Annotated in this window: 18 protein-coding genes; 11 read left to right on the top strand and 7 right to left on the bottom strand. The window is 56.6% G+C overall.

Features of this window, described 5'->3' with window-relative positions; translation table 11 throughout:
- Nucleotides 1-88 precede the first annotated feature (88 nt).
- Nucleotides 89-268 carry a hypothetical protein gene (locus tag KA369_17765; GenBank protein MBP7737834.1) on the top strand — a complete coding sequence of 60 codons (180 nt, stop codon included), beginning with the start codon at nt 89-91 and terminating at the stop codon, nt 266-268.
- Nucleotides 265-1,611, top strand: coding sequence for a B12-binding domain-containing radical SAM protein (locus KA369_17760; protein MBP7737833.1), 1,347 nt, complete (start codon nt 265-267; stop codon nt 1,609-1,611). Before KA369_17765 ends, KA369_17760 begins: the two co-directional genes overlap by 4 nt.
- Before the next feature lie 11 nt (nt 1,612-1,622).
- Here the strand turns inward: KA369_17760 and KA369_17755 are convergent, their stop codons facing one another.
- The 5 genes from KA369_17755 to KA369_17735 all read right to left on the bottom strand — a co-directional run bounded on the left by KA369_17755 (nt 1,623) and on the right by KA369_17735 (nt 6,300).
- On the bottom strand, nt 1,623-2,213 hold the full coding sequence (locus tag KA369_17755) for a TetR/AcrR family transcriptional regulator (protein MBP7737832.1): 591 nt from the start codon (nt 2,211-2,213) through the stop codon (nt 1,623-1,625).
- A gap of 203 nt (nt 2,214-2,416) precedes the next feature.
- Complete coding sequence (locus KA369_17750) at nt 2,417-3,619, bottom strand: ABC transporter permease (protein MBP7737831.1); 1,203 nt, start codon at nt 3,617-3,619, stop codon at nt 2,417-2,419.
- The gene (locus KA369_17745; protein ID MBP7737830.1) at nt 3,616-4,284 is read right to left on the bottom strand and encodes an ABC transporter ATP-binding protein; all 669 of its coding nucleotides are present in this window, start codon (nt 4,282-4,284) and stop codon (nt 3,616-3,618) included. Before KA369_17745 ends, KA369_17750 begins: the two co-directional genes overlap by 4 nt.
- 4 nt (nt 4,285-4,288) lie before the next feature.
- Nucleotides 4,289-5,074: a 1-acyl-sn-glycerol-3-phosphate acyltransferase gene (locus KA369_17740; protein MBP7737829.1), complete on the bottom strand. Its 786-nt coding sequence runs from the start codon at nt 5,072-5,074 to the stop codon at nt 4,289-4,291.
- Nucleotides 5,071-6,300: a glycosyltransferase gene (locus KA369_17735; protein ID MBP7737828.1), complete on the bottom strand. Its 1,230-nt coding sequence runs from the start codon at nt 6,298-6,300 to the stop codon at nt 5,071-5,073. The genes KA369_17740 and KA369_17735 overlap by 4 nt, the downstream gene beginning before the upstream one ends.
- A 429-nt stretch (nt 6,301-6,729) precedes the next feature.
- Here KA369_17735 and KA369_17730 point away from each other — a divergent pair, with 429 nt between their 5' ends.
- From KA369_17730 to KA369_17690, 9 genes are all read left to right on the top strand, one after another.
- Entirely contained in the window at nt 6,730-7,173 is a 444-nt protein-coding gene (locus KA369_17730; protein ID MBP7737827.1) for a response regulator, read from the top strand.
- Nucleotides 7,174-7,345: 172 nt separating this feature from the next.
- The gene (locus KA369_17725) at nt 7,346-7,564 is read left to right on the top strand and encodes a hypothetical protein (GenBank protein MBP7737826.1); all 219 of its coding nucleotides are present in this window, start codon (nt 7,346-7,348) and stop codon (nt 7,562-7,564) included.
- A gap of 12 nt (nt 7,565-7,576) precedes the next feature.
- The gene (locus KA369_17720; GenBank protein ID MBP7737825.1) at nt 7,577-8,629 is read left to right on the top strand and encodes a response regulator transcription factor; all 1,053 of its coding nucleotides are present in this window, start codon (nt 7,577-7,579) and stop codon (nt 8,627-8,629) included.
- A 278-nt stretch (nt 8,630-8,907) separates the two neighbouring features.
- Nucleotides 8,908-9,282 (top strand): VOC family protein, encoded by a 375-nt coding sequence (locus tag KA369_17715; GenBank protein MBP7737824.1) that lies wholly within the window; start codon nt 8,908-8,910, stop codon nt 9,280-9,282.
- 252 nt (nt 9,283-9,534) lie between these two features.
- Nucleotides 9,535-10,935: an amidophosphoribosyltransferase gene (locus KA369_17710; GenBank protein MBP7737823.1), complete on the top strand. Its 1,401-nt coding sequence runs from the start codon at nt 9,535-9,537 to the stop codon at nt 10,933-10,935.
- A gap of 634 nt (nt 10,936-11,569) precedes the next feature.
- Nucleotides 11,570-11,725 (top strand): hypothetical protein, encoded by a 156-nt coding sequence (locus KA369_17705; GenBank protein ID MBP7737822.1) that lies wholly within the window; start codon nt 11,570-11,572, stop codon nt 11,723-11,725.
- A 162-nt stretch (nt 11,726-11,887) separates the two neighbouring features.
- Nucleotides 11,888-13,396: a hypothetical protein gene (locus tag KA369_17700; protein ID MBP7737821.1), complete on the top strand. Its 1,509-nt coding sequence runs from the start codon at nt 11,888-11,890 to the stop codon at nt 13,394-13,396.
- Between the two features lie 34 nt (nt 13,397-13,430).
- Nucleotides 13,431-13,808, top strand: coding sequence for a hypothetical protein (locus KA369_17695; GenBank protein ID MBP7737820.1), 378 nt, complete (start codon nt 13,431-13,433; stop codon nt 13,806-13,808).
- Nucleotides 13,809-13,892: 84 nt separating this feature from the next.
- Nucleotides 13,893-15,521 carry a hypothetical protein gene (locus KA369_17690; protein MBP7737819.1) on the top strand — a complete coding sequence of 543 codons (1,629 nt, stop codon included), beginning with the start codon at nt 13,893-13,895 and terminating at the stop codon, nt 15,519-15,521.
- 189 nt (nt 15,522-15,710) lie between these two features.
- Here the strand turns inward: KA369_17690 and KA369_17685 are convergent, their stop codons facing one another.
- Together KA369_17685 and lon are read right to left on the bottom strand one after the other, a co-directional pair.
- Nucleotides 15,711-16,316, bottom strand: a complete 606-nt coding sequence (locus KA369_17685; GenBank protein ID MBP7737818.1) for a hypothetical protein — start codon at nt 16,314-16,316, stop codon at nt 15,711-15,713.
- A 173-nt stretch (nt 16,317-16,489) separates the two neighbouring features.
- Nucleotides 16,490-18,892: an endopeptidase La gene (gene lon, locus KA369_17680; protein ID MBP7737817.1), complete on the bottom strand. Its 2,403-nt coding sequence runs from the start codon at nt 18,890-18,892 to the stop codon at nt 16,490-16,492.
- Nucleotides 18,893-18,941: the final 49 nt, after the last annotated feature.

Raw genomic sequence — 18,941 nt, 5'->3', positions numbered from 1 at the left:
CCAGCCCATCTGGCCTGAACCCTTGACGTTATTGCGCCCATGATATATTATATAGTAAGGATCATGACCTATCGAGTGTATCATAGATATGAACAACAACGAAGCTGAAATCGCCCGTCTTACATATAAGTACCGGAGACTCATCCTGGAGGGAAAGACCTCCCTCTCCCCCCGGGAAGCGGCCAAGCTGGTGGGGCCGGACTGCGCCTATCACCTCTATAACGCGGTCAACGGCCGGCGCCCGGGACGCGGCCCCCGCAAGAAATGAAAGCCTGTTTCATCAATCCCCCCATTGAAGACTTTTACTCCACGTCTATCCGGCGCCAGCCCCTGGGCCTCCTCTACATCATGGCCGCTGTCAGGGCTGCCGGCTACGAGGTTACCCTGGTTAACGGCCATTCGCCGAAAAAAAAGACGCTGCCCCTGCCGCCTGAATTTTCATATCTCCGGGAATATATCGATCACCCCGCCCCTCGGTACCGCTTCCCCTTTACGAATTATACCCACTACGGCCTGAGCTTCCAGGAGATCCGCCAGAGGATCATGGCGTCGAAGGCGGACATCTATTTCATACCGTCACTGTTCACTCCCTATCACCGTGAAACAGAAAGGATCATCGCCATGGTCCGGGATGCGTCGCCCGGGGCCACTGTGGTGACCGGCGGCTACCACGGGGCGCTCTACCCGGAGCACCACCTGCGCGAGGGGGGAGCCGATTACGTTATCCTCGGCGAAGGTGAAGGCCCCTCCGTAGCCCTCATGGGGTGCCTCCAATCAGGCGGCGACCTTTCCCGTGTGCCGGGCATCGTGTATCTCGACCACGACGAAGTCATCCGCACCGGGAGCGGCGCACCGGCCCATATCGAGGCCCTCCCCTTCCCCGCCAGGGACGCCCTGAGGGACCGGGACTTCCGGGTCTACCGCCGCAGGGCCGCGGCCATGATCACGTCCCGCGGGTGCCCCAACCGCTGCGGCTTCTGCACGGTCCATGCCGTGTGGGGCGGCGCCTTCCGGGAGCGGAGCGTCGGGTCGGTCATCGCGGAAGTGCGGCACTGCGTGGAGCGCTTCGGCGCTGACATGATCAACTTCGAGGACGATAATCTTTTCGCGTCTCCGGAGCGCGCAACGGCCCTCCTCCGGGAGCTCATCGCCTTCCAGGAATCGACCGGGAAGCGCCTCGACTGCGCCGCCATGAACGGCGTTTCCCTGGAGCATATCGACGAGAGCCTGCTTCCCGTTATGGTCCGGGCCGGCTTCGGCGAGCTCAACATCTCCCTCATGAGCCGCTCTGCGGAGCTGCAGAAAAAGCAGCGGAGGCCCTTTGATTCGGAGCATTTTGGAAGCGTCGCACGGGCCGCGCGGAACCTCGGCATGAACGTGCGCGCCTACTTCATCCTCGGCCTCCCCGGCCAGACGAAAGAGGAGGTGCGGGACACCGTCGCGTTTCTGCGCGGTCTCGATGTAAAAGTATTTCCTTCCGTGTATTACAATGTGCGGGCGCCGCGGGAGGAATGGATGATGCAGCGGTCATCGGCCTTTTTCAACGAGACCGGTGAATTGTCGCGGGATGACCTGGTTATGCTGTTCAATGAATGTTATATGCCTTCATGACGCGGAGCCGGTCAGGCCAGGCCCTTGATTATTATCCTCAATGTTTCGGATATTTCATCCTCGATATCCTCGAAACGCACGCCCTGGAACATGAAGAAATCATATCCCCTCATTGCCTTTATGAGCGAACGTGACGTGAGCCTGACATTCTTCACATTGAACACCTTCTTTTTGTTTCCTTCCCTGAGGATGCCCTCCAGGATCGTCTGTTCCTCAGTGGTATATTCGCTCAGGGTGCTCATGATGAAGGAATACCTGTTGAAATATTCGGCGATCACCGATTGATAAAACGACCAGAGCTCGTACACCTGCCGCGCCCGTATGAGGAAAAAACTATGAAGCTGCTTATCCGGCTCCTTTTCATTGACCAGGGCCTTGCTGACGGCCTCCTTTACCAGCTGGCCCTCGTACTTCAGGACTTCCTTGATGATCTCCTCCCTGTTCTCGAAATAGTGATACAGGGCGCCCTTGGTCTTATTCAGGGACCTGGCGATCTCTTCGGTGCTCGATTTCTTGTATCCCATCTTGGAGATGATCTCACGGGACTTGATGATGATCTCTTTTTTAACGTCCTCTTTCGGCGGGTTGTTCTTCCGTTTCATGGCCTGTTGTTTTTTTCCGGGATTATTGTGATAAATGAAAATAATACAGGGCGGTACTGTCAAGAACATAATGTTGCTGTTGAATCCGGCAGGATGGAGCTGGATTGAACCCAATTTTCGTGATGCGAGGAAATTATATCTCAACGCGCAGGGCCGGGGCATGGCCGCAACGGGGCGACCCTGGAATGGCGGATTGCCGCGCTTCACCTGTTGAATATCGCGTCAAGTATCCTTGTCTTGGTTGTGATAAAGACCGGGATCAATCCGGACAGCACGGCCACGACGATGATCAGCTCCGCCCTGAAAAACAGGTCATTGTAGTTGATCACCAGCATGGCGTCGCCGATGGGCATCTCAAAGGGGTGCTTCTCCATCCAGGGCGCTATGCCGACGAGCAGGACCAGCAGCCCGATCAGAATGCCCGTGAAGGAATAGACCAGGGTCTGCAGGACATAGGTGAAGCGGATAAGGGAGGGCCTGATGCCGATGGCCCGGAGCACTCCTATCTGCTGGCGTCTGGATGACAGGTCCACGTAAATGACGATGAATATGGTGATGGCCGCGATCAGCATGCCGACCAGGGTCAGCAGGGTATTGATGTGGGTGAAGCTTTTGGTGACCGAATCCAGGTACCCCGCGACTTCCTTCCACGAGTAGAGCTTGCCCCGGATCTTCAATTCCCTAAGCTTCTGGATCACCTTTTTCTCCTCTCCCGTCTTATCGACGCGTATGATCGCGCTTGAAGCCACGGCGCTCATCTGGGGCATCATCTCATCCAGGAACTTCCGGCTGATGAAGGCCCGCCTGTCGGTATCGAGGAACCTTGTGTAGAATATCCCTTTGATGATAAACGTTTTTCTGAATCCGCCCGATTCGAGGGTGACCGTTTCCCCGGCCCTGGCGCCCCGGAAGGAAAGGGCGTTCATTTCCACGTTCTTCCCCCCGGCTATCTGGCGGCCTATGATGATCGAATCGGTATCGTCCTTATCCAGGTATGCCCCTTCGATCATGTTCCTCGATATGTTGGTAACCGTTTTTTCCTTTTCCGGATCGACGGCCACGATCTGCCAGCTGCCGCTGATATTCTTGTACATGATCCTTCCGGGAACATACAGATGGGGGCTGACGCCGCGTATGTTCTTAAGGCTCCTGATCTTTTTGGTCACCTCGTCCATGTTGTCAAAATACTCCGATCCGTCCGGGGGCAACAGGTAGATATGGCCCATGTTCGTGTCTATCACCTGGTTATTGACCGCTTCAACGATGCCGTTGAAGAGCGCGGTCACGAAGATCAGGTTCACGAAGGCGATGGCCATGAGGAGAACGATGAGTGAAAGCGTCCATTTGCTTCCATGCCTCAGGAATCTCGCTGCCAGAAAAAAGGGTAATTTCCATTCACCGATCATTGCATTCTCCCGTCGGATAATCGAATCAGCTTCTTGGCGTACATGGTCTCCTCCTGCTCGTGGGTGACCATGACGATGGCATGGCCGTGCTCATTGTTGATCATCTCGAAGGTATCGAGCACGTCCCTGGCCGCGACTGAATCCAGGTTGGACGTGGGCTCATCCGCGATGATGACCCTGGGATCATTGACCATGGCCCGGGCGATGGCCACCTTCTGCTGCTCCCCGCCGGACAGCTGCCTGGTGAGATGGCTCAGCCGCGCTCCCAGGCCTACCCTGTCCAGCAGCTTCCTTGACTTTTCCCTGGCGTCGGCCCTGCTCATCAGCATCATGGCCGGCACCATCACGTTTTCCAGCGCCGTCAGTTCCGCTATCAGGGCATAGTCCTGGAAAATGTACCCCAGGTAGGTGAGCCGCAGGTGCCGCCGGTGCCTGTCGGAAATGCGGCTGACCTCGCGGCCCTCGAAGAAGATCCCGCCCGAGTCCGGGCGGTCCAGCAGGCCGAGCTGGTAAAGCAGGGTGGACTTCCCCGAGCCGTTCCGTCCCACGATAATGGTGAACTCCTCTTCATGAATGCTGAGGGAAACGCCTTTCAGCGCCTCCACCCTGATGTCACCGAGACGGTACGTCTTGGTGATGGCATCAATGACGATCAGCTCCTTCATGCCCTCAGATTGTTCGACCATGTTTTGTCTCCCGGTGGTATCGATCAATGGTATCCTCCATCCATGACGCGGCGCGATCGGCCATCCGCTCCATCTCCTCCCTTGGAAGCGAGCCGTCGGCGTTAAGGGGCGGCGGAAACATGGGCTCCCCGATCACCTGGGTGATCTTGATCCATGCCGGACCCATCTCCCTCCCGCGGAATTTTCTCCGCCTGATGATGTAGACCATCGGCACGATCGGCGCCTGGTGAACGCACGAGAGGATGAAGGCACCCGGCTTGAAGCGGTGGATGGTCTGGCTCAGCATCACGAGGTCTCCCTCGGGAAGAAAATGGATATGGTGCTTTCTCTTCAGCGCCTCTCCGACAGGGCCCATGATCATCTCAAGGCCCCTGCCGTTGGCCGGGATGGGGAAGGCGCGGTGTATCCTGAGAAGCTGCCGTGCTATGGGCACCTCGCAGTTCCTCTGCGCCACCGCGGTATGGAGCGGCTTCGGCAGGACCACGAAATTCGCGAACACCGTATCGAAATAGTGGCAATGGTTCGATATGGTGATGCAGCCCCGGCTACGCAGTATCTTCAGGTTTTTCCTCCCGATACTCCTGAATCCCCAAAAAGCGGCGCAGAATATCGTAATGATATATGAGATGAGGAAGGGAACCGCGACGAGCAGATCGTACCACCAGTCCATGTAAATGAACTTGTATGGCCTGTTAAAGTCGATCTTCCTGGTGTTATTGACCTGGATGATCTTGTCCCGGGGTATCTCCGGCCTGGCCTTCATGTTCATATCAGCCCCCCGCTGCGGCCTGCCACGCCGACAGGCTCTTCGGAACGGTTCAGGTAGAAATCGTTCTGCACAGCCGTTATTTCGCCGGAAATCTCGCAGGCGTTGAGATTGCCCGCAGCGGCCTCCCGGAAAAACTCCTCCAGTTCCGTAATGCAGCGGTCCATGCGGTAGTTGTCCGCCATATCCAGGGTCTGGCTCTTGAGCGCGGCCAGTTCATCGCGGTTCTCATACCAGTAATCGATGCTTTCCGCCAGGGAATCGGCGTCATCCATGGCGAAAAGGAAACGCTCGTCCAGGGCGAATTGCGGCGCGGCGCTGTGGGGCGAATTGCCGATCAGGCAGGGAAGGCCGCAGCCGATGGCCTCCAGGCAGGATAGGCTTTCCAGCTCCACCACGGAGGAATGGAGGTACAGGTCGGCGGTATTGAGGTAGAGGAGCTTGTCCTCCTGCGGCACGTATTCGATGAGAGGTTTAACCGGCAGTCTCCTGCCGCTCTCGATGAGCTTTCCCGTGTCCTCCCCCTTCCCGCAAAGGATCAGCTGGATATTCTCCCTGTATTTCGATCTCATGACGCCCTCGATGAGCAGGCCCTGCCGCTTTTCCATGGCGTGGCGCCCGATATTCAGGATCACGAACCGGTCGGCGAACCAGTAGGGCCGCGACATCCGGCGCGGGTGATATTCCCGGGGGATGCCGTTGGAGATGACCCGGAAATGGGCACTGCTTCCATGCTCCAGGAGCATGCGCGCAGCGAAGGACGACGGGCAATGAATGGCATCCACCTGCTTGAAGAGACAGAAGTTGAAGAGGGCATGGAACATCTTTTCCATCATCGGGTCTTCCTTGCCCATGGCGGCAATGATGTTCTGCGGCTGCACGTGGCAGGCCCCGGTGACGGGGATGCCCATCTTTTTCGCCACCCTGACCGCCTTGCGCGCGGCGAAAAAGGGAAACTGCACCTGCACGACATCGGCCCCATCGAAGGCCTTTTCCAGGACATCGGTCTTTCCCCTGGCGAAAAGAAAATTCATCTTTTCCAGCGACTCCCTGATGAACGGCAGGTAATATCCGGGCACCTCGAAAAACTCGTAGGGACCGCTGTGCTGCCCGGTGGAGACAACCCGTATCTGGTGGCCCCGGGCGATAAGCTCGTCCACGATTCGTTTTGTGGCAACCACGCCGCCGTTGCCGCCGTTCCAGCTATCGATCACAAATACAATCTTCATGGTATACACCTCGCTCTTTGATTATGTGCGAATAGTCCGACTCCCTGCGCATCTCTGGTTCCCGTCAGGGGCCCCGGACAGAGGGCGCCGCTCCCCGGGACCGCATGGCGCAAATAACATCATGTTTAAACAATTGGGTATATCGTTTAATTGTTTAATTTATTGCAAGCTTTTTTTAAAAAAAACAGGGGAGCCCCATGCCGATGGGGACGGGAAAAAGCATGAATTTCATTGAACCCGGCGGCGGACAGATGGGAGAGGAGAATTTACACAGGCGGTGATGCTTTTTTTCTTGATTTCGGCGGAGCCCCGGTCCATTATAAGCCCCTGGTTGGGCCGGCAATCCTCTATCGACCCGTTAACGCTTAGGGAAGGATAAGCGCCTGGCGCCGGCCGTCGCCGCTTCAATACTATGCAAGGGAGGCCCCTATGGTGCCAGAAGACGGATCAAACATCTACAAAGAGCCCCCCATCGGGGTGCGGAAAGACGGTTCTTCCTACACGGTCCTGGTCGTCGATGATTCCCGAACAATCAGGGAAATGCTCAAGCAGATACTCATGTCCGTGAAATTCAAGATACTGGACGAGGCAGATAACGGCGAAGTGGCCGTCATTAAGATTAAAAATCAGAATATGAAACCGGATTTTATCTTCATTGATATGGATATGCCGGTCATGAACGGTATTGAAACAGTGAAAAAACTCAGGCCCATTCTTCCCGACACCAGGATCATTATGGTGACCTCTCACGGCGAGAAAGAAACGGTAATGGAAATCATCCAGAGCGGCGTAAACGAGTATATAAAGAAGCCCTTTGACCGGGACACGGTCATCGCCAAGGTCCGCGGCGTCCTTAAAGCCCCTTTGAAGTGACCCCGCGAAGGCGGGGCCCGTCGGCTCAACACTGAGTATTTTTAAAAGTATTTGCCTTCTGTCCGGCCATTGATATGATGAAGACATGGAACGCCCGGAAGTGGATAATGCCGAGCGCCTTAATGACCCCCGCGTGATAATGATGGAAACCCGTATTGATATATATTGATATATGCTGATTTTTTCAACAATCATGTCCCTGATAGCCGTGTTCTGCCTTTTGTTGGGGATCTACATACTGAAGGTCGATCTCCGCAATTCCACAAACAGATTGCTCGGCGCCGTATGCATCGTCGTGTCCCTGTGGCACATTGACGCGATCATCGCATACACGTCGCCGGCACAGGAGCGGATTATAGCCTCAACGATCTTCGCGTCTTTCTGTTTCTAGTTGTTCTACACGATGAACCTGAACATAAGCCTGGTTCTCACGCTGGAAAAAAAGCCGCCCCTTGCGCTGCAGGCCCTGTTGTACCTGCCGGTGCTGGCCCTCATGGCGCCGATATCCGCCAGCCCCGGGCTTTTTTTCAGGTACGCGGAACACATGGGCAGGTGGAAATTCGAACCGGCCTATGATAGCCCCTGGTTCTATATCACGATGTGTTTCATCCTCGCGTACTCGGCGGCATTCATCGCCCTCCTTGCCTTTCGCAGAAATAAAACCGGGTTGAACAGGGAGCGGCGGCAGATGGATGTCATCCTGGGCGCGTTCATCTCGACAACGGTACTGGTTAACCTTACCCAGTTCATCATCCCCACATTCAAATTATACCGCATACCCGATATCGGCCCTTCAGGCCATGCCCTCTATCTTGTCGGGCTCTATTACGCGGTGTTCAGGCTCGGGTTCATGTCGGAAAAACAGCTCATCAACACTGACGAACTGATAGGCCATATCAGCGAAATGGTCGTTCTCACTGACAGAGAGAACAGGATAGTGCTGATGAACGGTCCGGCGAAAAACGTGATCTCAGGCGGTATCACAGCGAACGCCCCCTGCTTCTTTAACGTGATTGATGGAAACGCCACAATCCGTGAACTATTCAATGAACTCTCTGCCGGCCCGGCGCACACCGCGACCCTTCGCATCAGCTATAAAAAGGGCGCGGACCGTGTCCACACGGATTCGTACGTTTCCCGTATTACGGACCGGTTTTCCGATCATGCCGGATTCCTGGTCATTTCCAGCGAGAACAGGGGAAGAAAAACGATGCAGGAAGCCTACAGGATCACCGACCGGGAGTTCGAGGTCATCGAGCTCTCTGTTGCAGGAAGGACCAACCTTGAGATAGCGCGGGCCCTGACCATTGCCGAACGGACCGTGGAAACCCACCTGGTGAACATCTATAACAAGCTGAAGGTAGGCAATAAAATCGAGCTAATGAACATGGCGATCAGATTCGGACTGGTTGCGGGGTCGCAGAAAAAAGATACCGCCGTGGATCCCCATCAATGAGGGCCGCTGTGAATCAGATGATCCAGGCGGCGTAAGTCATGACTTATCCCCTCTCAGTGGACTCCGCCGGCATTCCTTTTCAGGGCTCACCATGACTTTTTCCCTTATATCTTGCTTCTATATTTACAGAGAGCATTAATGTGTATAAAAATGATGTGAAACAGAAAAAAACATTGTCTCCAACCCTGAAAATAAGTATTATAGTATATTCTTTAATACATGGATTATTGAGGCCGTGGATTCAATAAAAAAAATAAATTCCTAAAAGGAGGCATATCATGGATAAAGTAGTTCACTTTGAAATACCCTATGACAACAAGGAGCGGGCATCCAGGTTCTACCGGGACATTTTCGGGTGGAGCCTCCTGGATATCCCGGACACGGATTACACCATGGTCTACGCGGCGGAGACGGACGAAGACAACATGGTCATGGAAAAAGGCGCGATCAACGGCGGCATGTTTCCGCGCGAAGCCGAGGCGTCAAAGCCGATGATAGTTATCGGGGTCCAGTCGATTGACGAAACCATTAAGCAAGTCGTGGCCTCCGGCGGCAGGGTGGTCACGCTCAAGCAGCCGATCCCGAACGGCTCCTACGCCAGGGTGGCAGACAGCGAGGGGAACATCATCGGCCTGGCCGATTCGTCCAAATAGCATCAGCCATGGCCCTGTAAAAGGGCCCATGTAATCCCCTGCCCTTATAATAACTTCAATGGCGGGAAAAGCCTTTCCCGCGGCCCCTTTCTTTGCCATCATTCATATCATCGATGATCGTTTGGATTCTCCCTATTTTCAAAAAATAAAAATATGTATTTACACGGAAAGCGAATCGGCAAGAACTGTACCGGGACGCCGGGACAATATCCCCTCCCCTGTAATCAATAAACCATAAATGGAGTATCTTCTATGGGCGGATTTTTCGGTGTTGTTTCCAAGGACGACTGCGTGAGCGACCTTTTTTTCGGGACCGATTATCATTCCCACCTCGGCACCAAGCGGGGGGGCATGGCGGTTCTGGGGGATAACGGCTTCAAGCGAAGCATCCATGACATTTCCAACGCGCCGTTCCGGTCAAAATTCGACGATGATCTGCCCAAGTTCAGGGGCCGCAGGGGGATCGGCGTCATCAGCGACTTCGAGGACCAGCCCCTCATCATCAACTCGCACCTCGGCGCCTATTCCATCGTCACGGTCGGCGTCATAAAGAATTTCGAAGCGCTGATAAAAGCGGCCTACGGCAAGCGCACTACGCACTTCTCCGAGATGAGCGGCGGCGAGATCAATCCCACGGAGCTGGTGGCCACCCTCATCAACCAGGAGGCGAATTTCGTGGACGGCATCACCCGCGCCCAGGAATCGATCGAAGGATCCTGCTCAATCCTGCTCCTTACCCATGGCGGCATCTACGCCGCCCGGGACCGCCTGGGCCGGACCCCCATCGTGATCGGAAAAAAGCCGGGCGCCCATGCCGCGGCTTTCGAGACCTGCTCCTTCCCCAACCTGGATTACGAGACCGTGAAATACCTTGGGCCCGGGGAGATCGTCCTCATGACCGAGGAGGGCGTCAAAACCGTGAAGGAGCCCGGTGGCCGCATGCAGATATGCTCCTTCCTCTGGGTCTATTACGGGTATCCGCCCTCATGCTACGAGAACATCAACGTGGAGGCGGTGCGGAACCGCTGCGGCGCCGCCCTGGCGAAAAATGATACGACCCCCATCGACGTGGTGGCGGGCATTCCCGATTCCGGCGTGGCCCACGCCATCGGGTACGCCAACGAGTCGAAAAAGCCGTACCAGCGCCCCTTTGTGAAATACACACCCACCTGGCCCCGGAGCTTCATGCCCCAGGACCAGGCGATCCGGGACCTGGTGGCAAAAATGAAGCTCATCCCGGTGCGGGAGCTGATCCACGGGAAACGCATCCTCTTCAGCGACGATTCCATCGTCCGCGGCACCCAGCTGAAGGACACCATACAGAGGCTATACGACTATGGCGCCAGGGAGGTCCACATGCGGCCCGCCTGCCCGCCCCTGGTGTACGGGTGCAAGTTTCTGAATTTTTCGCGTTCCCGGTCCGCCCTGGACCTGGCGGGCCGCCTTGCCATCAAGGAGCTGGAAGGCACTGATGACGCGCATCTTGAAGAATACGCCTCCGGCAAGGGGGACCGGTACTGTGCCATGGTGGAGCGGATCCGCCTCCGCCTGGGCCTCACGACACTGCAGTACCAGAAGCTGGAGGACCTGGTGGAAGCCATCGGCCTTCCGAAAGACAAAGTCTGCACCTATTGCTGGGACGGGGTTGAATAATATTTTAAAGGGAGGGGGTGGCACCGCGGCCAGCCCATCGAGCGAACAGGATGTTCGCCTGCCGCCACTCGACAGGATGTCGAAATAAAGGCGGCCCTTTAAATCCCTCCCCCCGCGCCGCCTCGCCGGCGGGGGCTATGGGCGTAACTCGGCTCGCCCGCTTCGCGGGACTCGCCTCAGACAGACGCCCGATAGGTTTGTCAAAAAGAAGGCGGGGTATCGAGACCGGGCCTACATGATATTTCAAAATTTTTTCACAACATGCATTTCCCGTTCGTATGACATATAGGCGCGACATGAGACGCCGGCGGCCAATTGCATGCAGGTTACTGAATAAAAAAAACATATTATATCTTCATAGATTCGCATATTCAAATAATTGTAAATATAAACACCAGGAACAAACAGGTATTATCCTTTGTTGTTAAACTACTATATTTTAATAATAATAGATGGCATGAAGTGAGACGATTTGACACTGCGCACGGAAATGTCCATGAAGACATATTTAATAAAGATGGACAAAAAATCAGGACTATCATATATTATCAATTAGACAATAAGACAGGTTTAAATCATGCGATTTTGATTTATCAATATAAATACGCTGAATATATTGAGGTTTATAAAAGACATGAAAAAGAATAACAAAGGTAGTTTGACTCTCAAAGAGGCGGAACGTTTTTTAAAAAAACAAGGTTTTAAGGAAATGCCTTTATATGAGTACAATAGAATTACAAAGGAAATTGAAACGGCAAAGAAAAAGAAATCCAAGAATAAGGCGATTTAATCCCCTTATTACAAGAAGTAATCCGCCCGCCGCGATGGGATTACTTCTTGTGTTACTTACTCCGCACATAAACAAAGAATGACACCCGCCGCGGCCGGTACGCGTTTAGTTTTCCGGCCAACCAAGGTCTTACCGACATGAGACAAGGAGGGAAAACGATCAATGCCACGATACGGTTGTTTTGAATTAAGCACGACCTGCGGCAACTGCGGACAGCCCGCGCCGGTAAACGGGCCGCTCCGGCGGATAATCTGCGCCGGCTGCCACAAACCGATCGCAATACCCCCGGACATTATCGGCGGCTTCCTCAATGAATTCGAAAACGAAGGCGAAAGTCTTGACGCCGGAGAGGGAAGGGCCGCCACTCTCATGTCAGGGGCCGGCACGTATAAATACAAATTCTGGGCTCTCAGGCCCAAATGCGCCGGCTGCGGGACGGCGCTGCCCGAATTTGACGCCGATGCCGACAGATCGATTTCGTGCGAAACATGCGGCGCCTCAATAGACGCGTATCCGGCGCCGCCCTGGCTCATAGAGATCGTACCATCGGCGACGCAGTGCCTGTCGCCCCAAAGGGAGACAACCGGCGGGGAAAAGCCTCTCGCAAAACCCGATGAAAGCTCCCCGACCCCCGTCGTAATGACCTGCCCCCAGTGCGGCGGCGCCCTGAAGGTAACGGAAGAAAGCAAGCGCATCCTGACGTGCGGCTACTGCAGCGTCGACGTCTATATTCCGGACGTCGTCTGGACCAGGCTTCACCCGGCAAAGGGAACGGCGCAGTGGTTCGTCCGCTTCGAGGGAAAAACTGCCGCCAGGCTATCCGCCGAGCGGAGAAGAAAGGATGAAAAGGACGAAAAGGCCGCCGTCAAGCGATGGAAGCCCAAGCGGAAGGCCGCCCGGAAGACGTCCTGGCTGAAAATTTTTGCAGCCGGGGTCGCGTCGATAATTCTTATCATCCTCTTCGTCGCCATCGCCATGAAATTGACGGGGTACGGCAAGGAGCAGATTGAAGAGATAATTACGGTTGTGATACGCGTGATCGGCATCGCGGTGTTTTTGATCGTGACTGTCTTGGGGGCCCTTCACATGCACATAGGCTACTGGTTCGGCACGCCCGGAAGATGTAAAAGGGCCATGACCAGGCTGGCCGAAAAGCATGGCTGGAAGCATGAGGCGGCGGAATACACCCTGTCCATGGGACTGATCAATGCCGTATACCGGGGAAGGGATATAGAAATTTCCCCGGACGACGATTATGCCATCGAAGTCGATCTAGACGACTCGCCCTTTTACCTTAAAACGGAGCCGCCCGGCTACCCGCCCGAGGGGCTTTTCCGCTTCTCCACCGGCGATGATCTTTTTGATAACGCATTTCCCATCAGGTACGCAAGCCCGGCCATTCTGAAAAAAATGGAACAATCGCCCGAGTTTCTTGAAACGATGATGTCGCCGCTACTCTGGCTCCTGGGCCGCTGGGACAGGCTGGCCATGCTGAAGCTCGACTGGTCGAGCCTCGCCGTCCATCTCGCGCCGGGCCACGCGGAGGCTCCCTTGATGCCGCTGCGCTATCTGAAGCCGGGCGACATCGAGCCGCTCCTGGAAGACATGATAACCGCGGCGAAAGCGATCGAGGCGGCCGCAAAGGGCGGGAAACCTGTTCTGCCTGAATGAAGGCATGATAAATCGTAACAACGGAGGCACGACGATGGATAAACCGGACAATCCATTCTGCGGCAGCAGCGATGAGAGGTACGCGGTCCACAGGACCGAGGGCGCCGATTACGCGGAATTCTTTCAAAATGAAGAAAGGCTGAAAAACGGCGACCTGGCGGGATTGAACCTCTCCACCGGCAAGGTGCGGAAGTATGCCGCCGGGGACGAGTTTATAGGCATCGTCACGCCTGAAGCGGGATTTGTGGCGAACGCGAAGCATTCCGACGACCCCGACTACACCCTCGTAGGGCTCCTGGGGCAGCTCGAATTCAGGGATGACCAGGTCGTCATCGAGAACAGGATCATAAAGACGCCGGACGGGAAAAAAATCGGGGTATTGCTGAAAAGCGGCAAGGCCTTCATACGGTGAGGGCCGCCGCGGCTGTTCATCTCTTATCAGGACATGCTGCAGGATGGGCGCAACCTGCAAATACATCAGCATGAGGAGAAGCCAATGGCACTGAAAAGCGTAGGCATTACCTTTACTTCGGAGTGCCCCCATTGCAAAAATCCCCTTCCGGTAAACCAGGCGTCGGAGACCACCCTCTGCTCCAGGTGCTGGCGGGAGGCGCCCACCCCCCTTAACGTGTGGGAATTCTTAATAGCCGGAAGAATCGTCGAGGCGGGCGACATGGAGCCGGAAACGGACTCCTGGGCCACGATTATGAACGCGGTCCTGGGCGGCGTCAGGCTGACCTTCGGCAACCTGGCTCCCCGCTGCGGTGGCTGCGGGGCCTTTCTCTCCCTGGAGAGCCTTTTTGCCCTCGCAAAGGAGGGGGACGCGAAATTCTCGTGCGGCGCCTGCGGCGCGGTCTCGAGCGTGCGCGTGCCGCCACCCTGGTTCGGCGCAGTGGCGCCCTTCGCGGTCCTTCTCGTGGGAGAGACTGCGCCGGACGGAAGCGGCATCATCGCCGGGTCCCCTGAAGGAGTCGGCATGCGCTGCTATCACTGCGGCGGCCCCCTGCCCCTTGACGGATCGAGCCGTACGGTCAAATGCACCCACTGCGGGCAGGACCTCCTCGTGCCGGACGACATATGGGTGCGTCTGTATCCCGCCGTTGCCGCGCACCCCTGGTATATCCTTCTCGACACGGGCGAAGCCGCGGCGATGCTTCCCGGGGAAATCGACGATTTCATCGACCTGGCGGCCCTGCCCGGCGGCGACACCGCCCTCCTATGGGAGGAAAATTCAGAGGGACGCATCGGCCGCGCTGACCGGAGCGGCGGTTTCCGCTGGCTTAACAAGAAGATCCCCCTGGACGATTACGCGCGGCTCCTCTACGCTTCGGAGCAGAACCTGCTATGGGTCCTTGACCGGGAAAAGGACATCGTCCAGGCCTTCCGGGCGGATACCGGCGCTGTCATGGCCACCATCAAAAAGAAGAAAAACAAACCGGACTTCACCACCGCAGTGGACCACGAGGGCATCGCCGCCTCGACTGACGGGACCCTCCTGGTGTACCGCTGCTGGGAAGACGACAATTACGCCCTGCGGCGCTTTGATCCGACCGGGAAACGCGTACGGCTCTGGCCCGGCGGCGATGACGGGGACCTGCCCAAAAAACGAGTGGAATGGGATGAACTCAAGGACCGGCCTGCCAGGCCTCCGGACGGGGCCTGGATAGAGGGCGGGCCGAAGGGCGCCCTTTATTTCATCGAACGCGAGACGGGACGCTTTGCCAGCTTTGACCGGGAAGGCGCGCTGCGGGGAATCGTCAAACCCGATTGTGCAGGCGTTGAGAAGATACAGGATTGCGGCGTGTCCGGAGACGGAAGTGTATACGTTCTCTTTGACCATTCCGAGACAATCAATGACCTCAACTTTTCCCATGTGGGCAGGATAAGCCCGGACGGATCGTTCAAGGTGCTGGCAGGACCCCATGCCGGGGAAAACAGCTCTTCCCTGGGTACGGACATGGAGCATATGTCTGTGGCGGAAAACGGGGAGATACACCTGTGCGACAGGGGCTTTGATAATTTCCGCATCCTCGCCCCTGACGGGTCCCTCCTCTGGCGCAGCCCGGCAACCATCAAGGAAGATGAAACCCGCGCGGAAGAGCTGGCCGAGGCCCAGGGTTCGTAGCCGGCGTTCCGCCGGCTGCTAAAGCACCGTGGCGTGATACCGGCCGAGGGGCCCTCCTTGGGCATCGCGCCGAATGATTCGACCGATTGCCGGGACGGGGGCTGAATGATTCATGGGAGACCTATAAAAAAGGCCGCCCCCTTCAGGGAGACGGCCTCCTGTTATCATCAGCGATCCTGACAACCGCAATCAGTCTTTTATCTCTTCCTTTTTGATCTTATCACACACATCTATCAGGGCTTTCCGCATCGATTCCTGGGCTTTTTTCTCGTCGAATGACGTGGTGTCACCGCCGCCTATGCCGAAAACATTGGCGCTGGAGGAGCTTTCGGATCCGCTCCCCGAATCGGCGAAAACGACCTCGCCGGTGGCTGCGTTTATGATGCGAACGTCCACCGTGGTCCTGTATTCGGTTTTGGTGCCGGAAATGCCCATGGCGCCGCCCTTGCTCCGGGACACGCCGTATTCCGTGACCGAACCGACGACCAGGTATTCCGCGCCGATCAGCTTGCCGATCTCGGCGGCCTTCTTGTCAACAAGGCCGGTGGCGCCGATTTCCTGTTCCTTCATAAGGCTTTTCAGCTTGTCCCGCTCGACCACGCTGAACTTTCTGGTCTTGAAAAGCTGCGTTGTGAGCATGTCGGCAGCCCCGCTGCCCAGCTGATACCCGCCATAGGCGGTTTTATTCTTGAAGTCCATGACCGCGATGGTCGGCTTTGCCTTGGCAAAAACTATGGACCCGATAAGCAGCGCGAGGCCGCACAGTGGAACAATTGCATATTTGACCCGATTCATATTTTTTCTCCTTGATTGAACATTTTTTCGCCGCGCAATGCCCCATCGCACGGTGTTGGGCCGTCCATGGGACATACGGTCCATGTAATAGCCGATCCGTGTCCGGTTGTCAATTTTATTTTATGAGACCGGCGTCGGGCCCGCCTCCGGGGCGGCGAAATCCCCCGGCGCTCTCAGAACACGATCTTCAGGACCTCGTCGAAGTAGTTCACGAAATGCACCTTCAGGCCCTTCACGATGTACTTCGGCAGCTCGTCGTAATCTTTCTTGTTCTCGAAGGGGAAGATGATGGTCTTCACCCCGGCGCGCTTGGCCGCGATGGTCTTCTCCTTCACCCCGCCGATGGGAAGCACCTTACCGGTGATGGTGAGCTCGCCGGTCATGGCGATGTGGAGCTTGATAGGCCTGTTCTTCGCCAGGGAGTAGAGCGCCGTGGCCATGGTGATGCCGGCCGAGGGGCCGTCCTTCGGGGTCGCGCCTGCCGGCACGTGGAGGTGGATCATGTTCTCGTTGAAGAAATTCTCCTTTATGCCGTAGTCCCTCACCCGCGAGCTCACGTAGGTGTAGGCGATCTCCGACGACTCCTTCATCACGTCGCCCAGCTGGCCCGTCTGCTTGAAGCCCTTCATCTTCGACGGAACGGCCGTGGCCTCTATGTAGAGGGTGGCGCCGCCCATGCTGGTCCAGGCCAGACCCATGACCACGCCGGCCATTTTCTTGTCATAGAGCGACTCGTCGGTGAAGCGCGGGTTCCCCAGGAAATCGGGAAGGCTCTTCGGCGAGATCTTGATCTTCTTGGTGTTCCCCTCGGCGAAGCGCCGCGTCGATTTGCGCATGATCCTCTTGATGTTGTTCTCCAGGCTCCGGACGCCGGCCTCCCGGGCGTAGCCGTGGATGATCATGCGGAGGCTCGCCTTGTCGATATCGACATCGCCCTTCTTCAGGCCGTGCGCCATGAGCTGCTTCGGCACCAGGTAGCGCGTGGCGATCTGCACCTTCTCCTCCTGGATGTAGCCGGAGAGCTTCATCACCTCCATGCGGTCGAGGAGCGGCGCCGGTATGGTGTCCATCTGGTTCGCCGTGGCGATGAAGAGGATGTTCGACAGGTCGAAGCGGAGGTCGATGTAGTGGTCGAGGAAGTTCGAGTTCTGCTCCGGGTCCAGCACCTCCAGGAGCGCCGAGGCCGGGTCGCCCTGGAAGCTCGCGCCGATCTTGTCGATCTCGTCGAGCATGATGACGGGGTTGGCCACGCCCACGGTCTTCAGGCTCTGGATGATCTTGCCCGGCATGGCGCCGATGTAGGTGCGGCGGTGGCCCTTGATCTCGGCCTCGTCGCGCATCCCGCCCAGGGAGAAGCGGAAGAACTTGCGGTTGAGCGCCTCGGCCACGGACTTGCCGATGGAGGTCTTTCCCACGCCCGGAGGGCCCACGAAGCATATGATGGAGCCGGTGATGTTTCCCTTCATCTTGCCGGTGCTGATGAACTCCAGGATCCGGTCCTTGATGTCGTCGAGGCCGTAATGGTCCCGGTCCAGTATCTTTTTCGCCTTCTTGATGTCGTAATTGTCGGTGGAATACACGCCCCAGGGCAGCGTGGTGAGCCAGTCGAGGTAATTGCGCGCCACGCCGTACTCGGCCGAATGGGGCTCCAGGAGCTTCAGCTTGTTCATCTCCTCGTCGATCTTCCTGGCCGCCTCCTCGGTGAGCTTGAGCTTCTTGATGCGATCCTCGAACTGCTCGATCTCGGTGGTCTTTTCGTCCTTCTCCAGGCCCAGCTCCTTCTTGATCTCCTTGAGCTGCTCCCTGAGGAAGAACTCCTTCTGCTGCTTGGAGATGCGCTGCTCGATCTGCTTGGTGATCTTCTCCTGCAGTTTGGAGAGCTCGATCTCCTTTTTCATGAGCACCAGGACCTTCTCGACGCGCTTGCGCACGTCGAAGGTCTCCAGGATATCCTGCACCTCGGCCGCGTCGGCGGAGGTCATGGAGGCGACGAAATCGGCGAGCTTCCCCGGGTCCTCCACGGTGAAGCGGTTGAGGAAGAGTTTCAGCTCCTCCTGGAAGAGGGAGTTGGACTTGATCAGGTCCTTCACAGATGAGATGATCGCCTTGGAGTAGGCCTTCATCACCTCCGAGCCGGTGTAGTCCTCCTCGGTATGGTGATCCACCTGCCACTGGATCAGGGGGCTGTCCTGGAGCACCTTCTTCTGGGTGAAGCGGCCCAGGGCGTTGATCATCATCTGGATGGTCTTCTCGTCGATGGGCGTCACCCGGAGGACCTTCACCGCCACGCCGACCGTGTACATGTCCTCGGAGCGGGGCAGTCCCTCGCGGAGATCCCTGGCCAGCACCACGCCGCCGACCTTGTTGTCCGACTCGAGGATCTTGTTGGCCGTGTCTATCATGAAATCCCCGGTCAGCACGATGGGGATCATCATGCCGGGGAAGATGGGGCGGTGCGATATGGGAATTATTGAAAGAATTTCGGGCAGGATCTCTTTCGCGATAATCAGCTGCCCTGTCTCAGGGGCATTGCCCGCATTGCCGTTGCCGTTGCCTGAATTATTTGACTGTTCCATTCACCGGTACCTGATTATAACAAGTTGTTCCCCGCGGCGGGCGCACCTT

This window comes from Spirochaetota bacterium, assembly GCA_017999915.1.
Taxonomy (GTDB): Bacteria; Spirochaetota; UBA4802; order UBA4802; family UBA5550; genus RBG-16-49-21.
Note: the sequence above shows the minus strand (reverse complement) of the source record. Positions and strands in the feature narration are given on the sequence as shown.